Annotated in this window: 22 protein-coding genes and 1 other RNA gene; 5 read left to right on the top strand and 18 right to left on the bottom strand. The window is 70.2% G+C overall.

Translation table 11 applies throughout. From position 1 onward, the window contains the following. The first annotated feature begins 97 nt into the window (after positions 1–97). A complete protein-coding gene (gene murA, locus OG395_RS32425) occupies positions 98–1,438 on the top strand; it encodes a UDP-N-acetylglucosamine 1-carboxyvinyltransferase (protein WP_037692423.1) in 1,341 nt (446 codons plus the stop codon). Positions 1,439–1,606: 168 nt separating this feature from the next. On the opposite strand, the gene OG395_RS32420 is transcribed toward murA, so the two are convergent. The 6 genes from OG395_RS32420 to OG395_RS32395 form a co-directional block, all read right to left on the bottom strand. Continuing rightward, the gene (locus OG395_RS32420) at positions 1,607–1,888 is read right to left on the bottom strand and encodes an HU family DNA-binding protein (RefSeq protein WP_003968811.1); all 282 of its coding nucleotides are present in this window, start codon (positions 1,886–1,888) and stop codon (positions 1,607–1,609) included. Positions 1,889–2,227: 339 nt separating this feature from the next. Continuing rightward, positions 2,228–3,661 carry an NAD-dependent malic enzyme gene (locus OG395_RS32415; RefSeq protein WP_327246084.1) on the bottom strand — a complete coding sequence of 478 codons (1,434 nt, stop codon included), beginning with the start codon at positions 3,659–3,661 and terminating at the stop codon, positions 2,228–2,230. Between the two features lie 437 nt (positions 3,662–4,098). Beyond that, positions 4,099–6,498: a HelD family protein gene (locus OG395_RS32410; RefSeq protein WP_327246083.1), complete on the bottom strand. Its 2,400-nt coding sequence runs from the start codon at positions 6,496–6,498 to the stop codon at positions 4,099–4,101. Between the two features lie 160 nt (positions 6,499–6,658). After that, positions 6,659–7,594 (bottom strand): anti-sigma factor family protein, encoded by a 936-nt coding sequence (locus OG395_RS32405; protein ID WP_327246082.1) that lies wholly within the window; start codon positions 7,592–7,594, stop codon positions 6,659–6,661. Further along, complete coding sequence (locus OG395_RS32400) at positions 7,591–8,178, bottom strand: sigma-70 family RNA polymerase sigma factor (protein ID WP_327246081.1); 588 nt, start codon at positions 8,176–8,178, stop codon at positions 7,591–7,593. Before OG395_RS32400 ends, OG395_RS32405 begins: the two co-directional genes overlap by 4 nt. Before the next feature lie 121 nt (positions 8,179–8,299). Further along, the gene (locus OG395_RS32395) at positions 8,300–8,911 is read right to left on the bottom strand and encodes a CGNR zinc finger domain-containing protein (protein WP_327246080.1); all 612 of its coding nucleotides are present in this window, start codon (positions 8,909–8,911) and stop codon (positions 8,300–8,302) included. 121 nt (positions 8,912–9,032) lie between these two features. Here OG395_RS32395 and OG395_RS32390 point away from each other — a divergent pair, with 121 nt between their 5' ends. After that, entirely contained in the window at positions 9,033–9,575 is a 543-nt protein-coding gene (locus OG395_RS32390) for a GNAT family N-acetyltransferase (protein ID WP_327246079.1), read from the top strand. A 25-nt stretch (positions 9,576–9,600) separates the two neighbouring features. Here OG395_RS32390 and OG395_RS32385 read toward each other — a convergent pair whose 3' ends face one another. After that, a complete protein-coding gene (locus OG395_RS32385) occupies positions 9,601–10,164 on the bottom strand; it encodes a GNAT family N-acetyltransferase (RefSeq protein WP_327246078.1) in 564 nt (187 codons plus the stop codon). Positions 10,165–10,186: 22 nt separating this feature from the next. On the opposite strand from OG395_RS32385, the gene OG395_RS32380 reads away from it, so the two are divergent. Beyond that, the gene (locus OG395_RS32380) at positions 10,187–10,516 is read left to right on the top strand and encodes an anthrone oxygenase family protein (RefSeq protein ID WP_327249526.1); all 330 of its coding nucleotides are present in this window, start codon (positions 10,187–10,189) and stop codon (positions 10,514–10,516) included. Here OG395_RS32380 and OG395_RS32375 read toward each other — a convergent pair. The 5 genes from OG395_RS32375 to OG395_RS32355 form a co-directional block, all read right to left on the bottom strand. Next, the gene (locus OG395_RS32375) at positions 10,465–11,643 is read right to left on the bottom strand and encodes a uroporphyrinogen-III synthase (protein ID WP_442818622.1); all 1,179 of its coding nucleotides are present in this window, start codon (positions 11,641–11,643) and stop codon (positions 10,465–10,467) included. The two genes, OG395_RS32380 and OG395_RS32375, sit on opposite strands and share 52 nt — an antisense overlap. A gap of 93 nt (positions 11,644–11,736) precedes the next feature. After that, positions 11,737–13,068, bottom strand: coding sequence for a nitrate/nitrite transporter (locus OG395_RS32370; RefSeq protein WP_327246077.1), 1,332 nt, complete (start codon positions 13,066–13,068; stop codon positions 11,737–11,739). Between the two features lie 145 nt (positions 13,069–13,213). Further along, a complete protein-coding gene (locus OG395_RS32365) occupies positions 13,214–14,461 on the bottom strand; it encodes an acyltransferase family protein (RefSeq protein ID WP_327246076.1) in 1,248 nt (415 codons plus the stop codon). Then, on the bottom strand, positions 14,458–16,584 hold the full coding sequence (locus tag OG395_RS32360; protein WP_442818779.1) for a bifunctional polysaccharide deacetylase/glycosyltransferase family 2 protein: 2,127 nt from the start codon (positions 16,582–16,584) through the stop codon (positions 14,458–14,460). The genes OG395_RS32365 and OG395_RS32360 overlap by 4 nt, the downstream gene beginning before the upstream one ends. 66 nt (positions 16,585–16,650) lie before the next feature. Continuing rightward, positions 16,651–17,319 (bottom strand): hypothetical protein, encoded by a 669-nt coding sequence (locus OG395_RS32355; protein ID WP_327246074.1) that lies wholly within the window; start codon positions 17,317–17,319, stop codon positions 16,651–16,653. 349 nt (positions 17,320–17,668) lie between these two features. On the opposite strand from OG395_RS32355, the gene OG395_RS32350 reads away from it, so the two are divergent. Continuing rightward, positions 17,669–17,956 carry a hypothetical protein gene (locus OG395_RS32350; RefSeq protein ID WP_327246073.1) on the top strand — a complete coding sequence of 96 codons (288 nt, stop codon included), beginning with the start codon at positions 17,669–17,671 and terminating at the stop codon, positions 17,954–17,956. 19 nt (positions 17,957–17,975) lie between these two features. Here the strand turns inward: OG395_RS32350 and OG395_RS32345 are convergent, their stop codons facing one another. Then, complete coding sequence (locus tag OG395_RS32345) at positions 17,976–18,941, bottom strand: LysR family transcriptional regulator (protein ID WP_327246072.1); 966 nt, start codon at positions 18,939–18,941, stop codon at positions 17,976–17,978. Between the two features lie 84 nt (positions 18,942–19,025). Here OG395_RS32345 and OG395_RS32340 point away from each other — a divergent pair, with 84 nt between their 5' ends. After that, entirely contained in the window at positions 19,026–20,285 is a 1,260-nt protein-coding gene (locus OG395_RS32340; RefSeq protein WP_442818621.1) for an MFS transporter, read from the top strand. Between the two features lie 87 nt (positions 20,286–20,372). Here OG395_RS32340 and ssrA read toward each other — a convergent pair. The 5 genes from ssrA to ftsE all read right to left on the bottom strand — a co-directional run bounded on the left by ssrA (position 20,373) and on the right by ftsE (position 24,299). Beyond that, positions 20,373–20,761: a transfer-messenger RNA gene (ssrA, locus tag OG395_RS32335) on the bottom strand. Positions 20,762–20,856: 95 nt separating this feature from the next. Then, positions 20,857–21,345 carry an SsrA-binding protein SmpB gene (gene smpB, locus OG395_RS32330; protein ID WP_327246071.1) on the bottom strand — a complete coding sequence of 163 codons (489 nt, stop codon included), beginning with the start codon at positions 21,343–21,345 and terminating at the stop codon, positions 20,857–20,859. Positions 21,346–21,363: 18 nt separating this feature from the next. Then, a complete protein-coding gene (locus OG395_RS32325; RefSeq protein ID WP_327246070.1) occupies positions 21,364–22,572 on the bottom strand; it encodes a S41 family peptidase in 1,209 nt (402 codons plus the stop codon). A gap of 68 nt (positions 22,573–22,640) precedes the next feature. Next, positions 22,641–23,558 (bottom strand): permease-like cell division protein FtsX, encoded by a 918-nt coding sequence (ftsX, locus tag OG395_RS32320; protein WP_266985059.1) that lies wholly within the window; start codon positions 23,556–23,558, stop codon positions 22,641–22,643. A 51-nt stretch (positions 23,559–23,609) separates the two neighbouring features. Beyond that, complete coding sequence (gene ftsE, locus OG395_RS32315) at positions 23,610–24,299, bottom strand: cell division ATP-binding protein FtsE (protein ID WP_024489199.1); 690 nt, start codon at positions 24,297–24,299, stop codon at positions 23,610–23,612. Positions 24,300–24,338 lie beyond the last annotated feature (39 nt).

The raw sequence follows: 24,338 nt of genomic DNA, 5'->3' as shown, positions 1-24,338 counted from the left end.
GACGTTCGTACACCCCCCGCCGCCTTATGGAACGGGGGTGGAAGGCCATTACCCTTTCGGTTGGCCCCCTGCCCGACCACTCCGGAACGCGAGATTCATGACCGGCACAGACGATGTCCTGCTTGTCCACGGCGGAACCCCGCTGGAGGGCGAGATCCGCGTCCGAGGCGCCAAGAACCTGGTGCCGAAGGCAATGGTCGCCGCGCTGCTCGGCAGCGGGCCCAGTCGGCTGCGCAATGTGCCCGACATCCGCGATGTGCGGGTCGTGCGGGGGCTGCTGCAGCTGCACGGTGTGACGGTCCGACCCGGTGACGAGCCGGGCGAGCTGATCCTGGACCCCACCCATGTCGAGAGCGCCAACGTCGCTGACATCGATGCCCACGCGGGCTCGTCGCGCATCCCGATCCTGTTCTGCGGCCCGCTGCTGCACCGGCTGGGCCACGCCTTCATTCCGGGTCTCGGCGGCTGCGACATCGGCGGACGGCCGATCGACTTCCACTTCGACGTGCTGCGGCAGTTCGGCGCGACGATCGAGAAGCGGGCCGACGGCCAGTACCTGGAGGCCCCGCAGCGGCTGCGCGGCACGAAGATCCGGCTGCCGTACCCGTCGGTGGGCTCCACCGAACAGGTGCTGCTGACGGCGGTGCTCGCCGAGGGTGTCACCGAGCTGTCCAATGCGGCCGTGGAGCCGGAGATCGAGGACCTCATCTGCGTACTGCAGAAGATGGGCGCGATCATCTCCATGGACACCGACCGGACCATCCGGATCACGGGCGTCGACCGGCTCGACGGGTACACGCACCGGGCGATCCCGGACCGCCTGGAGGCGGCCTCCTGGGCGTCCGCGGCGCTGGCGACCGAGGGCAACATCTACGTACGGGGCGCACAGCAGCGCTCGATGATGACGTTCCTCAACACCTTCCGCCGGGTCGGCGGCGCCTTCGAGATCGACGACGAGGGCATCCGCTTCTGGCACCCGGGCGGCGCGCTGAACGCCATTGCCCTGGAGACGGACGTGCACCCAGGCTTCCAGACCGACTGGCAGCAGCCGCTCGTCGTGGCGCTGACGCAGGCCACGGGGCTGTCCATCGTCCACGAGACGGTGTACGAGTCCCGGCTCGGGTTCACCTCCGCGCTCAACCAGATGGGTGCGCACATCCAGCTCTACCGCGAGTGCCTGGGCGGCTCCGACTGCCGCTTCGGCCAGCGGAACTTCCTGCACTCGGCGGTCGTCTCCGGCCCGACGAAGCTGCAGGGCGCGGATCTGGTCATTCCTGACCTGCGTGGCGGTTTCTCGTACCTGATCGCCGCGCTGGCTGCACAGGGGACGTCGCGGGTGCACGGGATCGATCTGATCAACCGTGGCTACGAGAACTTCATGGAGAAGCTGGAGAAGCTCGGAGCGAAGGTCGAGCTGCCGGGCGGCTCGCTGGTCTGACGGCCGAGGGCCGGAGCGGGGGTTCGGGGGCGCTGCCCCCGGGCCCCCGTTTTCGATCACCGGAAGGGTCCGGCGGCCGCCGAAGGGCTCAGGGCCGCTTCTGCGGGCGGTACGACGGAGGGCGGTCACCCTGGTCGGGGTGACCGCCCTCCGTCGCGCCTACGGGTCCTACTTGCCCTTGGCGGCTTCCTTGAGCTTCGAGCCCGCGGAGACCTTCACGCTGTAGCCGGCCGGGATGTTGATCGGGTCGCCGGTCTGCGGGTTACGAGCGGTGCGAGCGGCACGGTGGGTGCGCTCGAAGGTCAGGAAGCCGGGGATGGTGACCTTCTCGTCGCCCTTGGCGACGATCTCACCGACGGTCTCGGCGAGCGCGGCCAGCACGGCGTCGGCGTCCTTGCGGGTCACCTCGGCGCGGTCGGCCAGGGCGGCCACCAGCTCACTGCGGTTCATGTTGTTACTCCCGTGTTCTTCTTGCCTGTGAGGCGTGAGATCGAAGCCGATGCTGCCAGGGCCCTCGGACAGTCCCCGAAGCCGGGTCTGTCATTAGACCTCGCGCCTTGTGGGGTCTCCCCTGGACGTAGTCCTTGGGGAAGCATCCTGCCCCCACCTGCGGCGGGAAAGCCAATCCGGCACCCTTCGGAGTCACACGAAAAGCGCCACTGCCTCGTCGTGGTGACGTTCCGTCGTGTCCCTGAAGCGGTCCGCAGCGGGTGCGGACTTCTGCGGGGCTCGCTGCCCGCCCACCCTAAAGGGGCGTTTGGGGTGCCGCGACCCGCGACGCGCCGTGGGTCAGGCCGACGTGGGGCCCGTCACAGCGCCCCCGGCGGCCTTCGCGGCGTTCCGGACGGCTCCGGCAACCGCTCCCGCGACCCTCTCGTTGAAGACCGACGGGATGATGTAGTTGGCGTTCAGCTCGTCCTCGGCGACGACGTCGGCGAGGGCGCGGGCCGCGGCGAGCATCATCTCCGTGTTGACCGTGCGGGACTGAGCGTCCAGCAGACCGCGGAAGACGCCCGGGAAGACCAGCACGTTGTTGATCTGGTTCGGGAAATCGGAGCGGCCGGTGGCGACAACTGCTGCGGTCTGGCGGGCGATTGCCGGGTCCACCTCGGGGTCCGGGTTCGCGAGCGCGAACACGATCGCGCCGTCCGCCATTGCCGCGACGTCGTCGCCGTCCAGCACGTTCGGGGCGGAGACGCCGATGAAGACGTCGGCGCCCACGACCGCCTGCTTGAGGGTGCCGGTCATCGACTCGGGGTTGGTGTTCTCGGCGATCCAGCGCAGCGGCGAATCGGCGTCGGCGGAGACCAGGTCCTCGCGGCCCGCGTGCACCACACCGTGGATGTCGGCGACGACGGCGTGCTTGACGCCCGCGGCGATGAGCAGCTTCAGGATGGCCGTACCGGCCGCTCCGGCGCCGGACATGACGACCCGTACGTCTCCAATTCCCTTGCCCACCACGCGCAGTGCGTTGGTCAGCGAAGCCAGGACGACGATCGCGGTGCCGTGCTGGTCGTCGTGGAAGACGGGGATGTCGAGGGCCTCGCGCAGCCGTGCCTCGATCTCGAAGCAGCGGGGTGCGGAGATGTCCTCCAGGTTGATGCCCGCGAAGCCGGGGGCGATGGCCTTGACGATCTCGACGATCGCGTCGGTGTCCTGGGTGTCCAGGCAGATCGGCCAGGCGTCGATGTCGGCGAAGCGCTTGAAGAGGGCCGCCTTGCCCTCCATGACCGGCATGGCGGCCATCGGGCCGATGTTGCCGAGGCCGAGCACCGCGGAGCCGTCCGTCACAACTGCGACGGTGTTGCGCTTGATGGTGAGGCGGCGGGCGTCCTCGGGGTTCTCGGCGATCGCCATGCAGACCCGCGCCACACCCGGGGTGTAGATCATCGAGAGGTCGTCACGGTTGCGGATGGGGTGCTTGGACGCCATCTCGATCTTGCCGCCGAGGTGCATCAGGAACGTACGGTCGGAGACCTTGCCCAGCACGACACCCTCGATGTCGCGCAGACCTTCGACGATCTCGTCCGCGTGCGAGGTGGAGGAGGCCGCGATGGTGACGTCGATCCGGAGCTTTTCGTGACCGGATGCGGTCACGTCGAGGCCGGTGACCGAACCGCCGGAGGACTCCACGGCCGTGGTGAGCTGGGAGACTGCTGTGCCGCTCGCGGGCACCTCCAGCCTGACCGTCATCGAGTACGAGACGCTGGGCGCCGTTGCCATGGCCGAGTCCTTCGCTTTCCCTAGCTTCATTGCCACGCGGCCGGGGCGTTCGCCTCGGACGCGCTTCCCGATATTCGCACCTACTGCCGGGTAGCCGGTAATGACTGCCGCGTTTCGGAAAGTAGTTTCCACCATACGAGATAGGGGGGGTTGAGCGGAACCCCCAACCGGGGCGACGGACATGTCAGGGCCACAAACAAGAACAGACCCACGCCACCGGAAAGTGACGCGGGCCTGTCTTTTCAGTTGAGCGGCACCGACCCGCCATGCTCGCCTCGCGGCAAGTGGTCGCTCGTAGCGACGAAGGTTGGGCCCGGGGGCTTGGATCGAGCCGGTGCCGACACCAGGCTAACAAAGACCCCGGAGAAGTGATTCCCCCATCGCGGGTCGACTTCTCCCCGCCGGTCTCCGCCGCCCCCGCCGGCCTCCGGGCACTCTCAGTCCCTCAGCAGGTCCGGCACACCGTCCTCGTCGGGCAGGTCCCGCTCCCCCGACACCACGGTCAGCTGCTGCGTCGCCCGGGTCAGCGCCACGTACAGCACCCGCAGACCGGCCGGTGACTCGTCCGCGATCTCGGCGGGCGAGACGACCACCGTGGCGTCGTACTCCAGGCCCTTCGCCTCCAGGCTGCCCAGTGCCACCACCCGGTCGCCGAGCTCCGCGAGCCACTTCCGGGCCTGCGCGCGCCGGTTCATCGCGACGACGACACCGACCGTGCCGTCCACCTCGCCGAGGAGCCGCCGCGCCTCCTCCCGTACGGTCCCGGCCGGATCGCCGTCGCGCAGGGCCACGAAGCGGGGCTGCACGCCCGTCGAACGGACCGCGGCCGGGGACTCCATGCCGGGCATCGCGAGCGCCAGCACCTTCGACGCGAGCTCCGCGATCTCCGCCGGGTTGCGGTAGTTGACGGTGAGCGTGAAGTGGCGGCGCGGGCGCTTGCCGAGCGCCTCGTCGCGCGCCTCCGCCGCCTCGTCCGGATCCGACCAGGAGGACTGCGCCGGGTCGCCGACGATCGTCCAGGTGGCCGTCCGTCCGCGGCGGCCGACCATGCGCCACTGCATGGGCGTCAGGTCCTGCGCCTCGTCGACGATGACGTGTGTGTACTCCGTGCGCTCCGCCGCGAGGCGCTCGGCCCGCTCGCGCTGGGTCTCCTCGCGCTGCGGCATCAGCTCCTCCAGACCGGAGAGCTGGTCCAGCGGATCGAACTCGCGCTTCTTCTTCGGCCGGTGCGGGGTGCCGAGCAGCGTGTGCAGCTCGTCGAGGATCGCCACGTCGTGCACGGACAGGGGGCCCTGGCCGGTGCTGTCCAGCCTCTTCAGCGAGCGGGCGAGGCGGCGCACCTCGCCCTGGTTGAGGACCCGGCGCGCCCACCGGCCGAGCCGCTTCTCGTCGGCCATCGCGGCGAGCACCCCACGCGGGGTGAGCTCGGGCCACCAGGCGTTCAGGAACTCCAGGAACGGTGTCTCGGTGGAGACGTCCTCGTCGAAGGAGGTGCGCAGTTCAGCGGCGAGTTCCGGGTCGGTGTAGCGGCCCCGGCCGGAGGACTTGTTCCACAGGGCGTCCAGGAGCAGCCTGCGGGCACGCGGGCGCAGCAGGTTGACCGGGGCGGCGCCGCCGAGGACGGACTGCCGGATGCGGTGCAGCTCGTCGGCGTCCAGCTCCACGCGGGCGCCGAAGGCGACGACGCGCAGCCGGGTGGGGGTGGTGAGGGGCGCGGCAGCCCCGTCCCCGGACTCGTCGGGTTCGCCGAACGACAGCTGGCCGTCCTGCTCGTTCCGCGGCGCGCCCGGGGTCCGCGGCTGTTCCAGCGCCCCGCGGGCCGCCTTGCGCAGCACCTGGAGCATCCGGGAGGAGCCCTTGATCCGCGCGACGGCCGGTTCGTCGTACGTGGTGGCGCCCTCGACACCCGCCGCCTCGTCGGAGAGCGAGCCGACCGCACGGATCGCGACCTGCCCCTCCTCTCCCAGCGAGGGCAGCACCCCTTCGGTGTACGCGACGAGGAGAGGGGTCGGCGAGACGACGAGGATGCCGCCCGCGTACCGCCGCCGGTCCTGGTAGAGGAGGTACGCGGCGCGGTGCAGGGCCACGGCGGTCTTGCCGGTGCCGGGGCCGCCGGAGACCTCGGTGACGGAGGCGGCGGGCGCCCTGATCACCCGGTCCTGCTCGGCCTGGATGGAGGAGACGATGTCCCGCATGGTGTGGCTGCGGGCCTGGCCGAGCGCCGCCATCAGCGCGCCGTCGCCGATCACGGGCAGCTTGTCGCCGCCCTTGTACGCGGTCAGCTCCGGGCGCATCAGGTCGTCCTCGACCCCGAGGACCTTGCGGCCCTTGGAGCGGATGACCCGGCGGCGTACCACCCGGCCCGGATCCTTCGGCGTCGACCGGTAGAACGGCGCGGCGGCCGGTGCCCGCCAGTCGATGACCAGCGGTGCGTAGTCGGAGTCGAGGACCCCGATCCGGCCGATGTGGAGCGTCTCCGCGATGTCGGCGGTGCCGTCGTCGCGTACGGCGTCGTCGGCCGGTTCGACGGAGGTGTACGCGCCGTCCGGGCCGCGCTCGCCGTCCTTGCCGAGCAGCAGATCGATCCTCCCGAAGAGGAAGTCCTCGAACTCGCTGTTCAGCCGGTTGAGGTGGATCCCGGCCCGGAACACCTGGGCATCACGTTCGGCGAGCGCGCCCGGGGTCCCGACCTGGCCGCGCTTGACGGCATCGTTCATGAGGAATTCCGCCTCGTGGATCTTCTCCTCGAGGCGGTGATAAACACGGTCGAGATGTTCCTGCTCGACACCGATTTCCCGGTCCCGCAACGAATCGACAGCGGCATCCTGCGCGGCCACCGAGGCCCCCTTCTGACGTGCATTGGGCAGCCGTCAACCCTATGCGAAGGGGGCCCGCCGCGCATCTGCCGCGGGCCCGGATCATGCGCGTCGCAGGTATCGATTGCGCGTCGGACCCCCATGGCGGGTGCGTCCAGGGCCTGATCTCCTGCTGTCACCCCTATGCGTCGATGTCCACCAGCCGCTTGCCGTCGAAGGTCCGCACCTCGAAATGGTCGATGTCGGCGCGGTCCATCGCCGCGCCGCCGTGGACGTAGAGCGGGTACTTCGCGGACGGGTGCGTGGAGTCATTGATGCCGTAGCCCCATTTCGGGACGGACCAGGAGGTGACGACCTCCTCCTCGCCGCTCTTGGACACGGCGATCAGGCTGCACTTCTCCGGGCCCCTGACGTTCTTGAGCTCCAGCACCGCGTGCGTGCCCCACGCCTTCTTCTCCATGCCGACGGTGGCGGCGACCTTGGTGGTGGGGTCGGTCGCCTGCACCTTCTCCTGCATATGGTGGAAAAAGGCGTCCTCGGCGGGGCTGGTGGGGTGCGGGTCGGCCGCCTGGGTCGTGCCGCTGTCGCCGCCGGTGGCCGTGACCGCGACGACCGGACCGCCGATGATCAGCGCCGCTGCTGCCGCCGCCAGGTACAGGCCACGTCGTTTGCGCCGGGCCCGTTTGGCCGCGACCTCGTCGACCAGCCCGTCGAGCAACCGGGGTGCGGGCGGCTCCGGGACGTACGGGACGGGGCGGGCGCCCGGCACGATGGCGGGGGCCTCGGCGAGCATCGCGAGCATGGGTTCCATCCCGGCGAATTCGTCGAGATGGGCGGCGCAGAGCGCGCAGCCGGCCAGATGCGCTTCGAAGGCGGACGCTTCGGCGTCGTCCAGGATGCCCAGGACGTACGCACCGGCGGCGTCGTGCTCCGGCCCTTCCACCGCCGCGCCAGAACCGGAACTGCCACGTCCGCCAAATCCGCCAAAGTCGTCGGGACCGCCGAAACCGCCCGGACCGCCGGGGAACACGGGGCGGCCACGCGGACCTGTGGAGCCGGTGGGGCTGGAGGGACCGGTCGGCCGGGGCCCGAAAGGCTCCCACTCGTGGTCGCTCATGCCGTGATCCCCCTCTCTTCGAGTGCGAGCTTCATCGAGCGCAGTGCGTAGAAGACCCGGGAGCGCACCGTGCCGCTGGGTATGCCGAGCACCTCGGCGGCCTCATTGACCGTACGTCCCTTGAAGTAGGTCTCGACCAATGCTTCCCGATGGGCGGGGGTCAAATCGTCGAGCGCATCGGAGAGAGTCATCAGCCACAACGCCTTGTCAATCTCGTCCTCCGCGGGAATGACCTCCAGCGGCGACGGATCGACCTCGTGCGGCCGGGCCTGCCGGCTGCGGTGGCCGTCGATGACGATGCGCCGGGCGACCGTCACCAGCCAGGGGCGGACAGAGCCGGTCGCCCGGTTGAGCTGACCGGCGTTCTTCCAGGCACGGATGAGAGTTTCCTGCACGACGTCCTCGGCACGCTGACGGTCGCCGGCGACGAGACGGAGCACGTACGCGAGCAACGGTCCGGCGTGTTCGCGGTAGAGCGCCCGCATCAGCTCCTCGTCCGGAACGGCGGAGGGTGACGCGGGCGGTCCACTGCGATGTCGAGCCCTGTGCGGACGGTCATCGGCCACGGCCGCATCCTTGCGCACCCGAACCTCCCGGTCGAGACCCTGTAGAGCTCCTTGGCCATCGAATACGGAGGCGGGCCGCGATCCGTTCAAAGCCGTTCGGCATTTATCGCGTGGACACGACATACCTGTGCACGACGGTTCACGCGGACACATCCGCCGGGGCCGCGAGCGCCGCCACCCGCCGCCGGTGCCGGGCCACCCGCTCCCGGTTCCCGCACACCTCGCTGGAGCACCAGCGACGGCGCCTCCCCCGTGACGTGTCGAGGTAGAGCCGTCGGCAGTTGTCGCCCTCGCAGCGGCGGAGCCCGGCCCGGGCCTCCGGGTCCGTCAGGAGTTCCACGACGTCGCGGGCGACGACGGCCAGCAGCGCCCCGCACTCGGGCTCGGCACTGAATGTCCGCACCAGTACACCGTTCCCGGCGCGCACGGCCCGCAGTCCCGGCGGCGGCGCGGCGGCGAGTTCGTTGACCCGCTCCAGCGCGCCGTCGGCGCCGCGGCCGCCGAGCTCGGCGGTCAGCAGCCGGTCGACGCCCGTCCGCAGCAGGCGGAAATTCAGCAGCCAGGTCTCGTCGACGGCGTCGAGACATGTGCCCTTCGGTACGAGTCCGGCGGCCACCAGCCAGTCGGTGAGCCGGTCGGTCCCGTCGAGCAGTTCACAGGCGCCGGAGGTTCCGGTCCCCGTCGCCACCAGGTCCAGGCAGAGCCGCCCGGAGTCGAACCGCCAGTCGCACGAGCCTCTGCCCGCCGCCATGCGCATGTCACCGCCTCGGGGTCGCCGGTGGAAGCCACTACCAGAGTGCCCCTCGGCGGCCCGGCCCGTAACCCCTCCCGCCACTCGGGCCGCCACCGAACTCCCCGCGTACGGTGAGGTCATGAGCAACGGTCTCCGCGCGGCCGCCTTCTCGGCCGGCCCCCTGCTGCTGCGGCCCTGGCGCCAGGACGATGTGCCGGCGCTGGTCGAGGCGTACCGCGATCCGACGATGCGCAACCGGCTGGGGCATTTCGTGACGGACGAGGCGGATGCGGAACGCTGGCTGCGGGTGCAGGCCGAGGGCCAGGAGGCCGGCACCCGGTTCAGCTTCGCCGTCGTCGACACGGAGCGGGGCGACGAACTGGTCGGCAATGTGGTGTTGAAGTACCCGCACCCCGGATCCGGTTCGGCCGAGGTCGGCTACTGGACGGCGGTGTGGGCGCGTGGGCGCGGGATCGCCCCGCAGGCGGTCGAAGCGCTCACCGGCTGGGCGTTCACCGCCTTCGCCGAGGACGGCCTTCGACGGCTCGAACTGATCCACCAGGAGGACAACAAGGCCTCGTGCCGGGTCGCGGTCAAGTGCGGATACGCCTTCGCGGAGATCCTCCCGGCCCGCGCGCCGTGGCCGCTCGACGGTCATCTGCACGTCCGGCACGCGGCGTAGGCCGGGGCGCGCAGGGCCGACAAACTCAGCTTGCCGGCGGGCTGTCGTGCAGGATTCGCTGGAACAGCCGGTGGTCCCGCCACTCGCCGTTGATGTGCAGATAGCGCGGAGCCGTACCGAACGCCTCGAAGCCGCACTTGGTGAGCACCCGCTGGGATGCCACGTTGTCGAGCACGGTCCCGGCCTCCACCCGGTGCAGCCGCAGCTCGTCACTGGCCACGGTGCAGATCCGCTGCACGGCGGCGGTGGCCAGACCGCGTCCGGCGTACGTGACATCGACCCAGTAGCCGAGCACGGCGCTGCAGAACGGCCCGAGCACGATGTTGGAGAGCGTGAACTCGCCGATCGCACGGTCCTCGGCATCGACGATCACCCAGGGCATCACCCGCCCCGCCTCACGGTCCGCCAGTCTCCCGGCCAGGCGCTCCCGCTGACCCTGCTCGGTGTAGAAGGTGTCGGATCGTACGGGTTCCCAGGGCTGCATGTACGCACGGCTGCGGGTCAGTGAATCGGCGAGCGAGGCGGCGTCGCCCAGGACGGCGGGACGGAGTCGTACCTCCGCGTCGAGCCGGTGGGTGTCATGGATCATCCCTGCACGGTAGCCCGGCGCGATTCCGGCCCGCTCGCCCGGCCCGCGCCGGTGGATCCTCGCCGCGCTCGCGGTGTACGCCGTTGCCTTCCTGCTTGGAGGAACTCACTCGGGGGTCGCCGTCCCCCTCACCAACGCCCTTGCGGACGCGGGGGATCCGGCGCGGCTCGCCGAACCCGCCGCCGTGCGGGGACGGTTCGAGGACGCGTGGGTCGCCTGGAACGCCGTACGGACCGTCCTGGGCACCGGCGCGCTCACCCTGCTCCTGCGCGCCTTCTTCCTGACGGCCCGTCGGCGCCCTCAGGAGTCCGCGTACTTGGCGTCCGCCGCCGGGTCCAGCGCCAGCCGGTAGCCACGTTTGACGACCGTCTGGATCAGCCGCGGCACACCGAGCGCCGTACGCAGCCGGGCCATCGCCGTCTCCACGGCGTGCTCGTCCGTACCGCTGCCGGGCAGGGCGCGCAGCAGGTCCGCGCGGGCCACCACCCAGCCGGGCCTGCGGGCCAGGGTGTGCAGCAGGGCCATTCCGGCGGGCGGCACCGGGCGCAGTTCGTCGTCGACGAGGGCGGCGTGACCGCGGATCTCGACCCGGTGGCCGGCGATCGGCAACGTGCGTGCTCCACCGGGCAGTTCACGGCAGAGCAGCTGGACGAGCGGGCCCAGCCGGAAGCGTTCGGGCTGGATGGTTTCGATGCCGCGGGCCTGCAGAGGCAGTGCGGTGACCGGGCCGACGCAGGCCGAGACGACTTCGCCCTGCAGGGCGCTCAGGATCTCCGGGAGCAGCCCGCGCTTCTCGGCCCGGCTCAGGAACGAGGCGGCGGCGGGGGCGCTGGTGAACGTGAGGGCGTCCAGTCCGCGGGCGGCGGTGATGTCGAGCAGCCGGTCGAGCGGGGCGAGGTCCTCGGGTTCCATCCAGCGGTAGACGGGTACGCCGACGACTTCCGCGCCACCCGCCCGGAGCGACTCGACAAAGCCGGGCAGCGGTTCGCCGTGCAGCTGCAGGGCGATGCGGCGGCCCTCGACACCTTCGTCGAGGAGCCGGTCCAGGACTTCGGCCATGGACTCGGACCCGGGCGACCAGGCCTCGGTGAGCCCGGCGGCCCGGACGGCGCCCTTGACCTTCGGGCCGCGGGCCAGCAGTTCGACGCCGCGCAGCCGGTCCAGCAGCTGGTCGCCGATGCCCCAGCCGTCGGCGGCCTCGATCCAGCCCCGGAAGCCGATCGCCGTGGTGGCGACGACGACGTCGGGGACCTGGTCGATGAGTTGCTTGGTGGCGGCGAGGAGTTCGCTGTCGTCGGCGAGCGGCACGATCCGCAGGGCGGGCGCGTGCAGGACGGTGGCTCCCCGTCGCTCCAACAGGGTGCCCAGTTCCTCCGCCCGCCGTGCGGCGGTCACCCCGACCGTGAACCCCGCGAGGGGCCCGTGCTGTTCGTCGTCGCGCATGTGGTCTACCCGGCTCTCGTCCCGCTGCTGCTCCATGATGCGGAGAACCGAGCCTGCCAACGATGCGTGACAGGCTCGGTTCCCCCATATTTCCCGCCCGTTACGTCACACGACGCCGAACGGTCACGATCACACCTCCGCGTAGCTGAGCTGCGGCTTCGCGGGGACTGCGGCGGCGCGGCGAAGGTATACCGCCCACGTGACCGTGAAGCACAGCCCGTAGAAGACGAGGAAGGACCAGAAGGCCGCTGTACCTGTGCCCGCGGTCTGGAAGGACTGCCGGAACGCGAGGTTGATGGCGAGTCCGCCGAGCGCGCCGACCGCCCCGATGAGCCCCATGGCGGCACCGGAGAGCCGTCGCCCGTATGCGGCGGCCTCCTCGCCACGCAGCCCCTGGGCGATCGCCTTGGCGTGGAAGATGCCGGGGATCATCTTGTACGTCGATCCGTTGCCCAGCCCGGTGAGGACGAACAGGGCGATGAACCCGACGAGGAACACGGTGAGCGACGCGATGCCGGAGGCGTACACGACGACGCCGGTCGCGGCGGCCATCGCGGCGAAGTTCCACAGAGTGATCCGGGCGCCGCCGTACCGGTCGGCCAGCCACCCTCCCGCGGGCCGGATCAGCGAGCCGAGGAGCGGACCGATGAAGGTGAGCGAGGCGGCCTGCAGCGGGGTCCGGCCGAACTGGGTCTGCAGGACGAGTCCGAAGGCGAAGCTGTAGCCGATGAAGGAGCCGAAGGTGCCGATGTAGAGCATCGACATGATCCAGGTGTGCGGGTCGCGGACGGCGCCCTCGGCCGCCCCGGTGTCGTTCTGCACGGGGCTCAGGTTGTCCATGAAGGACGCGGCGCACAGGGCGGCGACGACGATCAGCGGGACGTACACGGCGAGCACGATCCGCGGGTGGGTGGCGCCGGCGGTGCCGATCACCAGCAGCCCGACGAGCTGCACGACGGGGACTCCGATGTTGCCGCCGCCCGCGTTGAGCCCGAGCGCCCAGCCCTTCTTCCGGAGCGGGAAGAACGCGTTGATGTTCGTCATGGAGGAGGCGAAGTTCCCGCCGCCGATGCCGGCGAGCGCGGCCACCACGAGGAAGGTGGTGTACGAGGTCCCGGGCTTCATCGCGACGAACGCGGCGACGGTCGGCACCAGAAGGGTCAGGGCGCTGAACACCGTCCAGTTCCGCCCCCCGAACCTGGCGACGGCGAACGTGTACGGGACCCGGACCACGGCTCCGACCAGGGTCGCCGTCGAGATCAGGAAGAACTTCCCGGCCGGGTCGACCCCGTACTCCGGCCCCATGAACAGGACCATCACCGACCACAGGCTCCAGATCGAGAACCCGATGTGCTCGGAGAGCACGGAGAACCACAGATTCCGGCGGGCGATCCGCTCGCCCTTCTCCTGCCAGAAGATCTCGTCCTCCGGCTCCCACTGCTCGATCCACCTGCCGGCCATCACGCCTCCACGGTTCACGTTCCACGGGTGTCGGGTCGTCCGACTCGACGCTAGGGAGCGTGCGTTTCGGTGCGGTGCCGCGAGGTGACCGGTGGGCAACCTTGCTCTCACCGGACCGGCGGCGGCCCGGTGAGGATGGGGACGGTCACCGCGGGGCCGGTGCGTTCCTCGGCCTCCTGGACGCACCCGTCGGCCACAGCCGGGGGCTGCGCCTCGCCGCGACGTCCTCGACCCAGCCGACCGCGAGGATCATCAGCGCCAGCAGCGGCCAGACCAGGACCAGCATCAGTTCCGCGTACGAGGAGCTGATGTACGTACCGAGGTGGTCACCGACCCAGGGGACGGTCCACAACTGGTCGATGAGCGGCGAGGTCGCCATGATCAGCAGGTTGTGCCAGAGGTAGATCGTCACCGCGCGGTTGTTGGCGAGGGTGATCACGCTGTCCAGGCGGGCCAGCCTGCCGGGGAGCTGCTGCCAGGACGGTGCGTACTGGAGCAGGATCGCGCAGAAGCCGAGCGACCAGGTCGCCTGGGCCAGCGGGATCTCGTCGAGATTCCAGCCCTCCTCCGTCAGATGCGCCGAGGCCCACCACAGTCCGAACGCCATCACGAAGGCGGCGAGCGAGACCGCCAGATAGCGCGGGATCTTCTTCAGCAGCCCGTCGTGATGGGCGAAGCCCAGAATCCAGCAGGAGCCGAACACCGCGAAGTCGACGAGCCCCTCGCCGGTCTCCCCGGGGACGGTGACCAGTCCGGTGCCGAACACGGCGGTGAGGCCGAGCGGGGCGAGCAGCGTCGGCCAGGGCATCCTGCGGAAGGCCTTCAGCAGCAGCGGCGAGGCGAGCACGAACCAGAGGTAGGCCCGGATGTACCAGAGCGGGCCGACGGCCTGGTCCGCCCAGGTCACCTCCAGGAAGCCGCCCTCCGATCCGCTCTCCCAGGGATACGGCGGGGCGCCGACCGGAAGGAGGTAGCAGCCCAGCTTGATGAACCACCAGATGCCCTCCTCCTTCAGGGGCTTCCAGCCGAGGGCGAACATGACCGGGACGACGACCGCTGCGAACGCCCACATCGGGGGCAGCAGACGGCGGAGCCGGGCGCGGACGACAGCCGGGGCGGGGCGGTCCAGCGAGCGTGCCATCAGCGAACCCGCGAGGGCGAACATGACGCCCATGGAGGGGAACACGACCGTCAGCCAGGCCCAGCCGAAGATGTGGAAGACGACGACACGGACGAGGGCGACGGCGCGCAGCAGGTCGAGATAGCGGTCGCGGCCCGGCCTCTTCGGGGCGGGCGGGGCGGCGCTCTCCGACGACGGTGCGGCGGACTGCCCCGGCACAGGTGCCGGGACCGGGTGGGGCGGGGGGACCGCCGGGGTGTAGCTGCTCGTCATGCGACGGGCCTCCGATCGTTGACACGCCTGCCCTGGCGCACCACCGCGCCGGGTGCCTCCACCACTCCGGTACGGCGCAGCTTCTGCCAGCGCAGCCGGCCGCCGGTGAGTGCGGTGATCCAGGACTGGAGCAGCACCACGTACATGAGCTGCCGGTAGAGGATCTGCTGGAGGGGCAGCGAGATCAGATGCGTCATGCGCTCCCGGTCGAGCCGGAAGGCGTACGCGGCGCAGACGGCCTGCACCACGAGGACGCCGAGCCAGGCGACGACGGTCTTCTGGGTGGGGCCGAAGACCAGCCCGTACAGCAGGAATACGTCGATGAGGGGCGCGAGCAGCGGGGCGACGACCATGAACAGGGCGACGAACGGCAGGCCGACGCGCCCGAACCGGCCGGACGGTCCGCGTTCGATGACGGCACGGCGGTGCTTCCAGATCGCCTGCATGGTGCCGTACGACCACCGGTACCGCTGCGACCACAGCTGCTGCACGGTCTCCGGCGCCTCGGTCCAGGCGCGGGCGTCTTCCGCGTAGACCACCTGCCAGCCGTCGCGGTGCAGCGCCATCGTGACGTCGGTGTCCTCGGCGAGGGTGTCCTCGCTCATGCCGCCGATCCGGTCCAGCGCGTCACGGCGGAAGGCGCCGACCGCGCCGGGGATGGTCGGCATGCAGCGCAGCATGTCGTACATCCGGCGGTCGAGGTTGAAGCCCATCACGTACTCGATGTGCTGCCAGGCGCCGATCAGCGAGTCGCGGTTGCCGACCTTGGCGTTCCCGGCGACGGCACCCACCTTCGGGGCGGCGAACGGCTGGACGAGTTCGCGGACGGTGGCGGGTTCGAAGACCGTGTCGCCGTCCATCATCACGACGATGTCGTGACGGGCGTGTGCGAGGCCGTTGTTGAGGGCGGCGGGCTTTCCGGCGTTGCGCTGGCGGATGACGCGGACGTTCGGCAGCCGCAGCGCCTCGACGATGTCCGCCGTGCCGTCCGTGGAGCCGTCGTCGATGACGATGATCTCGATCGGGTGGTCGCTCGCCACCAGGGAGCGCACGGTGTTGGCGATGCACTCGCGTTCGTTGTACGCGGGTACCAGCACCGAGACGGGGCGGGTGAAAGCGGGTCCCCGGCCGAAGTCCCGCCGTCGGACCTTCCGGGCGTGCAGGAAGGACAGCAGCAGCATCAGGCCGAAGCGGGCGAGGACGAGCACCCCGATGACGACGAGCCCGGCCACGAGCACGTCGGTGAGGTTCTCCGAGAAGCCGACGGCGTACACGAACGCCTTGCCCTTCCACAGCGCGAACCCGGTCACGGGGGTGTGCGCGCTGGGGGCGCCGAGTGCGGTGGTGAGGTTGGTGAACGTGTAGCCCTGCTGCTGCATCCGCGGGAGGAACTCGCCGAGCGCGGCCACGGTCTGGGAGCGGTCGCCGCCGGAGTCGTGCATCAGGATGACGGCGCCCTTGCCGCCCTCGGGCGTGGCCCGTTCGATGATCGCGGGGACGCCGGGGCGCTTCCAGTCCTCGCTGTCGGTGTTGTTGACGACGGTGAGATAGCCGCGGGTGCCGACGTACTGGGTGACCGGCCAGGACTTGTTGTCCATCGCGTCGGCGAACGACGAGTACGGCGGCCGGAACAGGGACGTACGGATACCTGCCGCACCCGCCAGCACCAGCTGGTTCTGGGACAGCTCCCAGTCGATACGGGAGTGGGACTGGTAGGAGAGATCGGGGTGGTCGAAGGTGTGCAGCCCGACCTCGTGCCCCTCCTCGACCATGCGGTGGACGAGTCCGGGGTAGCGCGATGCCATGGTTCCGGTGACGAAGAAGACGCCGTGCGCGTCGTACTTCTTGAGCTCGTCGAGGACCCGCGGGGTCCATACCGGGTCGGGGCCGTCGTCGAAGGTCAGCACGATCCGGTGATCGGGGACGCTCAGGGACTTGGCGGGCCCGGTGGTGCTCCGGGCATCGATGACCGGCCCGCCGTCGAGGATCTTGTCGGGCACACGGTCCGTCGCCGCCGGGGCCTGAATACGGTGATCGGCGAGGATTTCGCTGTGCACGTAACCGCGCAGCATCAGCATGGCGAGCAGGGCAACGAGGAACACGGACGGCAGCAGATAGCGCATGGGAAGCCTGCGCCGCCGGTTCCGCTTCTGTCGGTTGTGCCTGCCCCGCGAGGCGGGGGTGGTCATTTAGTGACTGCCTTCTTGCTCTTGCGCGGGCGGATCCGGGGACTCGACGGGCGGGGTGGGCGTCTGCGTGGGACCGGGATCGACGGGCGGCGTCGTGGTGACTACGGGCGGCTCGGAGGTCGTCGTCGCCGGGGTGGGCTTCGTGCCGCCGCCGGTGGTGTCACCCGTGTGGGTGGCCCCGGCGGTGGGCTTCGACGGCGCCTTGGCGGAGGCGGACGCGGACGGGGTACCGGATCCGGCGCTGCCCGAAGGCTTCGCGCGGACGTCGGCCGCCGGATGCGCCGCCGTGGCTCCCGGTGCCGCACCCACCGGCACGACCGTGTCCGCGCTGCCCGACGGAGTGGGCGGCGTCCGGACCTCGTCCGCTTTCTTGTGCTGCTTCTGGCCGGAGAGCGGCAGCCACGGCGCAGTGGAATTACCGCCGAGCAGGGCGACGACCAGCGTCACCGCGTAACAGGCACAGACCGCGGCAAGGACCCAGCCCAGACGCCTGAACGTCTTGCTGCGCCGGCCGCTCTCATCGACGAAGACCGGACCGTCGGAGCCCTCGGGGGCTCCCGGTTCGGCCGACAGCTCGGAGAGCTGACGTCCGAGACCGTCGAGCTGGACGGTGACGTCGTTCCACTCGTGCGTGTGCCCGGACCGGGCACCTTCACGCCAATTTTCCACAGGTGTAGGCACATCCCCCACTCAGACAAATGGGTGCGCACGTTTGAGCCGGTCACGTACCGGCAAACCGGGCCCCCACCCAGTCCGCGCGCCCCTCAGCACCTTGCACCCGGAGGATGAATGTAGCGCACAAAGCTGACGAAAATAGCCCTGAACGAGTGATGCTCAAGCTGCGGGATACACCGGCTCCACACGACCTGCGGCCGGGCAGTAGGTCCGTAACTGCACGTCTGATCCATGTTTGTCTGTTAGGGAGTTGATGGATCGTTGGCCAGCAATCAGCCAATCGGCCCATCCCCCCGGACGAATGTTCCTATCGTGTGGGCACTTCACGGGAATCGAGAACGGCATGTCGGTCATCCTCATCGCGGTCGGCCTCGCGGCCACCTTGTCCGGCTGCGCCTCGGCTGCCCTCGGACGGCTCCCGCCGTGGCTGTCCGGATACACGGCACACCCCCGGGCCTGGGGGATCGGCATGGTCGGCATCGGCCTCTTCGCCCTGGCCCAGATCCCCTCGCTGCGTGAGCGCATCACGGACGCGGGATCGGTGGTGGCCGCGGTCCCGTTCGTGGTGCTCGTCGCCGGACTGGCCGGCCTCGCGCTCTCCGGCAGCCGTCCGCGCCGCCCGACCCGCTGAGCCGTCTCGGGCCACCCCTTCACGCCTGCGACATCAGCGCCAGATCGCCCTCGGGAAGCCAGCTCCCGGCGGGTACCTCCAGCCCGCGTTCCGCCGCCGTCACCCCCGCCGCGACCCGCCGCAGCGCGTCCACCCCCGGGTGTTTCAGCCCTTTGCGCCACACCAGCGACACCGGTGACAGCGGTACGGGGTCGACCAGCGGCCGTACGACCATCCCCGGCACCTCGATGAACTCGGTGCTCGCCAGCACCGACCAGCCCTGTTTCCGCACCACCCGGACGAACTCCTCCTCCCCCACGATCTCCGGGAAGGGGGCCACCAGTTCGATCCCCCGCCCCGCGAAGAGCCGCTCCGCGAGGTCGGTCCACTCCGCCGTGGCCGGGTTGCCCGCCGCCGCGTACAGCCGCTCCCCCGTCAGCGCACCCATCGGGACCCGGTCGAGCGAGGCCAGCGGATGGTCGTCGCGCAGCAGGACGGTCAGCCGTTCGAAGCAGACCGGCTGATGCGACAGCCCCGCCCGTACTGCCGGATCCAGCCCCGCGACCCGGCCGAAGGAGACATCGAGCCGCCCGGCCAGGATCTCCGCCGCCGCCCCCGTCAGCCCGCTCAGATAGCGCGCCACGAACTCCACTCCCGGCGCCTCGTCGCGGGCCAGCCCGAGCAGCCGGTACCCCGTCCCGATCGGGACGCTGACGTCGACCAGCAGCGGGCGCGTCTGCACCGCCCAGGCGGCGCGGAGCTCGTCGTGGGCGGCGATCACCCGGCGGGCGTGCGGCAGCAGCCGTTCGCCGTCGGGTGTGAGGGAGACCTGGCGGGTGCTCCGCACGAACAGCTCCGCACCGAGCTCGCGCTCCAGCCGGCGGATGTCCCGGCTGAGCGCCTGCTGGGCCAGGTAGAGCCGGGCGGCGGCACGGGTGAAGTGCAGGTCCTCGGCGACGGCGACGAAGGCGCGCAGCAGTCGCGGATCGATATCGGAGGAGGTCACGGGCCCGAATTTACAACACAGGTGCGTGAATGGGTGCGGAGCAGGTGTTGGACCGCACGGGCCGGCCACCGCGAGGGTTGAGCCATGCCGTACGACACTCCCACCACGCCCCTGCATGCCGTCTCCGGAGACATGCTGGTGATCGCCCCGCGGACCGGCGCTCCCGTCCACCGCACCTCCTCCAACCCGTACCGCCGGCTGCTCGCCACCCCCGGCGCCCGCGCCTTCACGGCGGGCAATCTGATCGCCCGGCTGCCGATGGGCATGTTCAGCGTCAGCGCGGTCATCATGATCGCCGGGTCGCGCGGTTCGTACGCCCTGGCCGGGGCGGTCACCGCGACCGGGCTCGCCGCGACCGCCGTGGTCGCTCCCTGGACGGCCCGGCTCGTCGACCGGTACGGCCAGGCCCGGATCGCCGTGCCCGCCACCGCGATCGCCGTACTCGGCTCGCTCGCGCTGCTGCTGTGTGTGCACTACGACGCCCCGGACTGGACGCTCTTCGCCGCCTACGCCGCGACCGCGACCACCCCCAACACCGGCGGCATGTCCCGTGCCCGCTGGGCTCATCTGCACCGCGGCGACCCGGCCGCCCTGCACACCGCGAACTCCTTCGAACAGGCCGCGGACGAGCTGTGCTTCATGCTCGGCCCCGCCCTCGCCGCGTTCCTGTGCGCAGCGCTCTTCCCGGAGGCCGGGACGCTCATCGGTGCGGTGCTGCTGATGACGGGCGTGCTGATCTTCGCCGCTCAGCGCGCCACCGAACCGCCGGTGGCGCCCGTCACACGGGCGGGCTCCCCGCTGCGCACCCGGGGCATGCCCGCACTGCTCGCCGTCTTCCTCGCCACCGGAGCGGTCTTCGGCGCCATGGAGGTCGTCACGATCGCGCACGCCGGGGGCGCGATCCTGGCGCTCCAGGCGGGCGGCTCGTGCGTGGCGGGACTGCTGTACGGGTCGCTGCGCCCGGCCGTGGACATTCGGCGACGGCTCCTGTGGTGCCTGGCGGGGATGGCGGCGCTGATGTCCCTGCCGCTGCTCGCCGCCTCGTCGACCGATTCGCTGCTCGTGCTGGCCGGCAGTCTGCTGCTGGCCGGCGCGGCGACGGCGCCGACGATGGTCACCGGGATGACGCTGGTGCAACGGCTGACCCCCGAGGGCCGGTTGAACGAGGGCATGACGCTTTCCGTCACCGCGCTGCTGGGCGGAATAGCGGCCGGTTCGGCGACCGGCGGCTGGACGGTGGAGCACGCCGGGACGGTCACGGCGTACGTGGTGCCGGGGTGCGCGGCGGGGCTGGCGCTCGCGGTGGCGGCGGCCGGGATGCGTGTGCGCGGCAGCGGCTCGTGACCCCGCACCGGCGCGAGGACGCCGCACCCGCACACAGAACGAGGACCCCGCTGCCGGTGGGCAACGGGGTCCTCGTTCACATGGGAATTGTGGAGATGGCGGGAATCGAACCCGCGTCCAACGGTGCAGAACCAGGGCTTCTCCGAGCGCAGTTCGCTGCGATTTTCTCGGCCCCGGAGATCTCGCGAACAAGTCTCCGACGGGCTCAGTCACTGTTTGATTTCCCACCGAACCCCGTGACCGGGATCAGTGGTTTAGTCCCCTAGATTATGCCAGGGTCCGGGTCGGGAACACTCCCGGGCTGACACCCATTAAGGGTCCCTCACTCACTGCTTATTAGGCAGCGAGGGCGAAGGACTGGGAATCGCTCTTGGAATTGGCGATTATTGGTTGCGACATATGGTTTACGAGATCATTGCCGCTTCCTCGGCTCGCTTCCCCTGCTTCGACATCCGCTGTCGAAACCGATCATCCCCATGTTGATTTTTCAAAGGCGCACCGGCTGTGCGGTGCAGTCCCATCGTACGTGACCGACGGGCGACGGTGCCAGCCTATTCCTGCCGGAGCGCGCTCAGGCGCTCCGCTGCCGCCGCCGGGCCGCCGAGATCGCGCGGTTCGTCTCGCGCAGGTCCTGCTTCTCGCGCAGCGTCTGCCGCTTGTCGAACTCCTTCTTGCCCTTGGCGAGCGCGATCTCGACCTTGACCCGGCCGTCCTTGAAGTACAGCGCGAGCGGCACGATCGTGTGCCCCGTCTCCTGCGACTTCGACTCCAGCTTGTCGATCTCGGCCCGGTGCATCAGCAGCTTGCGCTTGCGCTTGGCGGAGTGGTTGGTCCAGGTCCCCTGCACGTACTCGGGGACGTGCACGTTGTGCAGCCACGCCTCGTGCCCGTCGATCTGGACGAAGCCGTCCACCAGCGAGGCCCGGCCCAGCCGCAGCGACTTGACCTCGGTGCCCATCAGTACGAGACCGCACTCGTAGGTGTCGAGGATGTGGTAGTCGTGCCGCGCCTTCTTGTTCTGCGCGACGAGCTTGCGCCCTGTGTCCTTTTCCTTAGCCATAGTGCGACCATTTTCGCACTACGACCCACCCCCGAGGCCACTCAATACTGTCTCGGCCCGCTGGAGGGCCCGGGAGGAGACCACGAGGTCCGGGGTGATGCCGTGGCCGTCGACGCTGCGGCCCGCCGGCGTGCGGTAGTGGCCGACGGTCAGCTCGGCCACCGAGCCGCCCGGGAGCTTGCTGGGCATCTGCACGGACCCCTTGCCGAAGGTGCGCGAGCCGACGGTGACGGCGCGGCCCCGGTCCTGGAGGGCTCCGGTCACCAGCTCGGCCGCACTCATGGTGCCGCCGTCGACGAGGACGACGACCGGGCGGACCGTGTCACCGCCCCGCGTGGCGTAGAGGGCGCGCTGCGCACCGTGCACGTCATACGTGGCGACCAGTCCGCCGTCGAGGAATCCGGAGGCGGCGACCACCGCCTCGGTGACCAGCCCTCCGGAGTTGCCCCGGAGATCGAGCAGCACCCCGGCGCCCGCCGGTGCGTCCCGGACCGCGTCGCGGATCCTGGCCCCCGAGCCCTTGGTGAACGAGTCGACCTTGATCAGCACAGCTCCGGAGGAATCGGAACGGTCCGATCCGAGCTGCTTCGCCCCGATCCTGCGGACCGTGACGGCCTCGGTGGTGAGCCGGGCCCGGGTCAGCGTCAGCGTCCTGGCCGGGCCGGTGACGCCGCGCTGGACCGTCAACACGACGGTGGTGCCCACGGCAGCGCTCGTACGGTCCCCGCGCAGCAGGGCGACCACCTCGGAGACGGGGCGCCGGTCGATCCGGCGGCCGTCGACCGTACGGAGCAGATCGCCGGGCTCGATGCCGGCCAGGGCGGCGGGGCCGCCTGGCTGGACCCGGGCCACCGCGACCAGTCCGTCGGCGGAGCGCTTCGCGGCCAGACCGACGCCCGTGTAGGAGCCGTCGAGGGCCTGCTCGAACTCCTCGTACTCCCGCTCGTCGTACACCGCGCCCCAGCGGTCCCCGCTGCGACTGACGACCTCCTCGGCCGCCTCCGTGCTCGACTTGCCGTCGGCCACCGCCTCGGCCGCCGCGGCAGCGATCTCGTCGCGGTCGACGGTGGAGGCGACGGAACGGGCCTTTATCGCCGCAGCCCTCTCGTCACCCTGCGGCAGCGACCCGGTGGCCGCCGCCGTGGCGAGGACGCTCGCGAAGACCAATGTCAGGGCCGCCCCGCGGCCGAAGCCTCGGGGCCGGAGACGACGCGTAGGGCCCGACATGGCGACGAGTCTAGGACAACGCCCCGAGGGCGCACGGCCGGTTGACCGCACGCCCCACGGGGCGCATGTCACACCTTGAGGTACTTGCGGAGCGCGAAGAGCGCGGCAACGGCCGGCATCAGCAGACCGATCGCGAGGACCAGGGGCAGCTTGGTGAAGACCGCGTCCCAGCCGATGAAGTCGATCAGGTTGAGCTTCGACTGGAGCGCCAGTCCGCCGTCGATCAGGAAGTAACGCCCGGCCAGCAGCATGACGCAGGCGAGCAGACCACCGATGAGACCGGCGAACGCGGCCTCCATGATGAACGGCATCTGGATGTAGAAGCCGGAGGCGCCGACGAGCCGCATGATGCCCGTCTCGCGGCGCCGGCTGAACGCCGAGACCCGGACGGTGTTCACGATCAGCATCAGCGCAATGACCAGCATCAGCGCCATCACGAAGAGCGCGGCCACATTCATGCCGTTCATCAGGCCGAAGAGGTTGTCCAGGATCCCTCTCTGGTCCTGGACGGACTGCACCCCGTCACGTCCGGCGAAGGCGGTGGCGACGACCTTGTACTTCTTCGGGTCGTGGAGCTTGACCCGGAACGACTCCTGCATCTGGTCCGGCGTGATGTTGCCGGCCATCGGCGAATCGCCGAACTGGTCCTGGTAGTGCTTGTACGCCTGGTCGGCCGACTCGTAGGTGACCGTCTGGACGGCCTCCATCTTCTTGAGGTCGCCCTCGATGTCCTTCTTCTGCTGTGCGGTGACGGCGCCCTTGGCGCACTTCGGCACCGACTCCGCGTCGCTCTTGCTGCAGAGGAAGATCGAGACGTTGACCTTGTCGTACCAGTAGTCCTTCATCGTGCTGACCTGTTCGCGCATCAGCAGCGCGCCGCCGAACAGGGCGAGCGAGAGGGCGACGGAGACGACGACGGCGAAGGTCATCGTGAGGTTGCGGCGGAGACCGACGCCGATCTCCGACAGGACGAACTGGGCGCGCATGGCGTCCTTTCAGTACTCGATGCTCAGCGGTTCCGGCACGGCCGGTACCGCTCAGTGCTGATAGCCGTAGACGCCGCGGGCCTGGTCACGTACAAGACGGCCCTGCTCCAGCTCGATGACGCGCTTGCGCATCTGGTCGACGATGTTCTGGTCGTGGGTCGCCATGATGACGGTGGTCCCGGTCCGGTTGATCCGGTCCAGGAGCTTCATGATGCCCACGGAGGTCTGCGGGTCGAGGTTGCCGGTCGGCTCGTCCGCGATCAGCAGCATGGGACGGTTCACGAACGCCCGCGCGATCGCCACGCGCTGCTGCTCACCACCGGAGAGCTCACCGGGCATCCGGTCCTCCTTGCCGCCGAGCCCGACGAGGTCGAGGACCTGCGGAACCGCCTTGCGGATCTCGCCGCGCGGCTTGCCGATGACTTCCTGGGCGAACGCCACGTTCTCCGCAACGGTCTTGTTGGGGAGCAGGCGGAAGTCCTGGAAGACGGTGCCCAGCTGGCGGCGCATGTGCGGCACCTTCCAGTTGGACATGCGCGCGAGGTCCTTGCCGAGGACGTGGACCATGCCCTGACTGGCACGCTCCTCGCGGAGGATGAGTCGCATGAAGGTGGACTTGCCGGAGCCGGAGGAGCCCACCAGGAAGACGAACTCCCCCTTCTCGATATCGAGAGACACATCCCGTAGAGCGGGACGGCTCTGCTTCGGGTAGGTCTTGGAGACGTTGTCGAATCGGATCACGGATGCACCACGGTCGGCCGGGAGTAGGTGTGCGTGACC

This window comes from Streptomyces sp. NBC_01320, assembly GCF_035974375.1.
GTDB classification, from domain to species: domain Bacteria; phylum Actinomycetota; class Actinomycetes; order Streptomycetales; family Streptomycetaceae; genus Streptomyces; species Streptomyces yanii.
The sequence above is the reverse complement of the archived record's forward strand: the minus strand, read 5'-3'. Positions and strand labels throughout refer to the sequence as shown.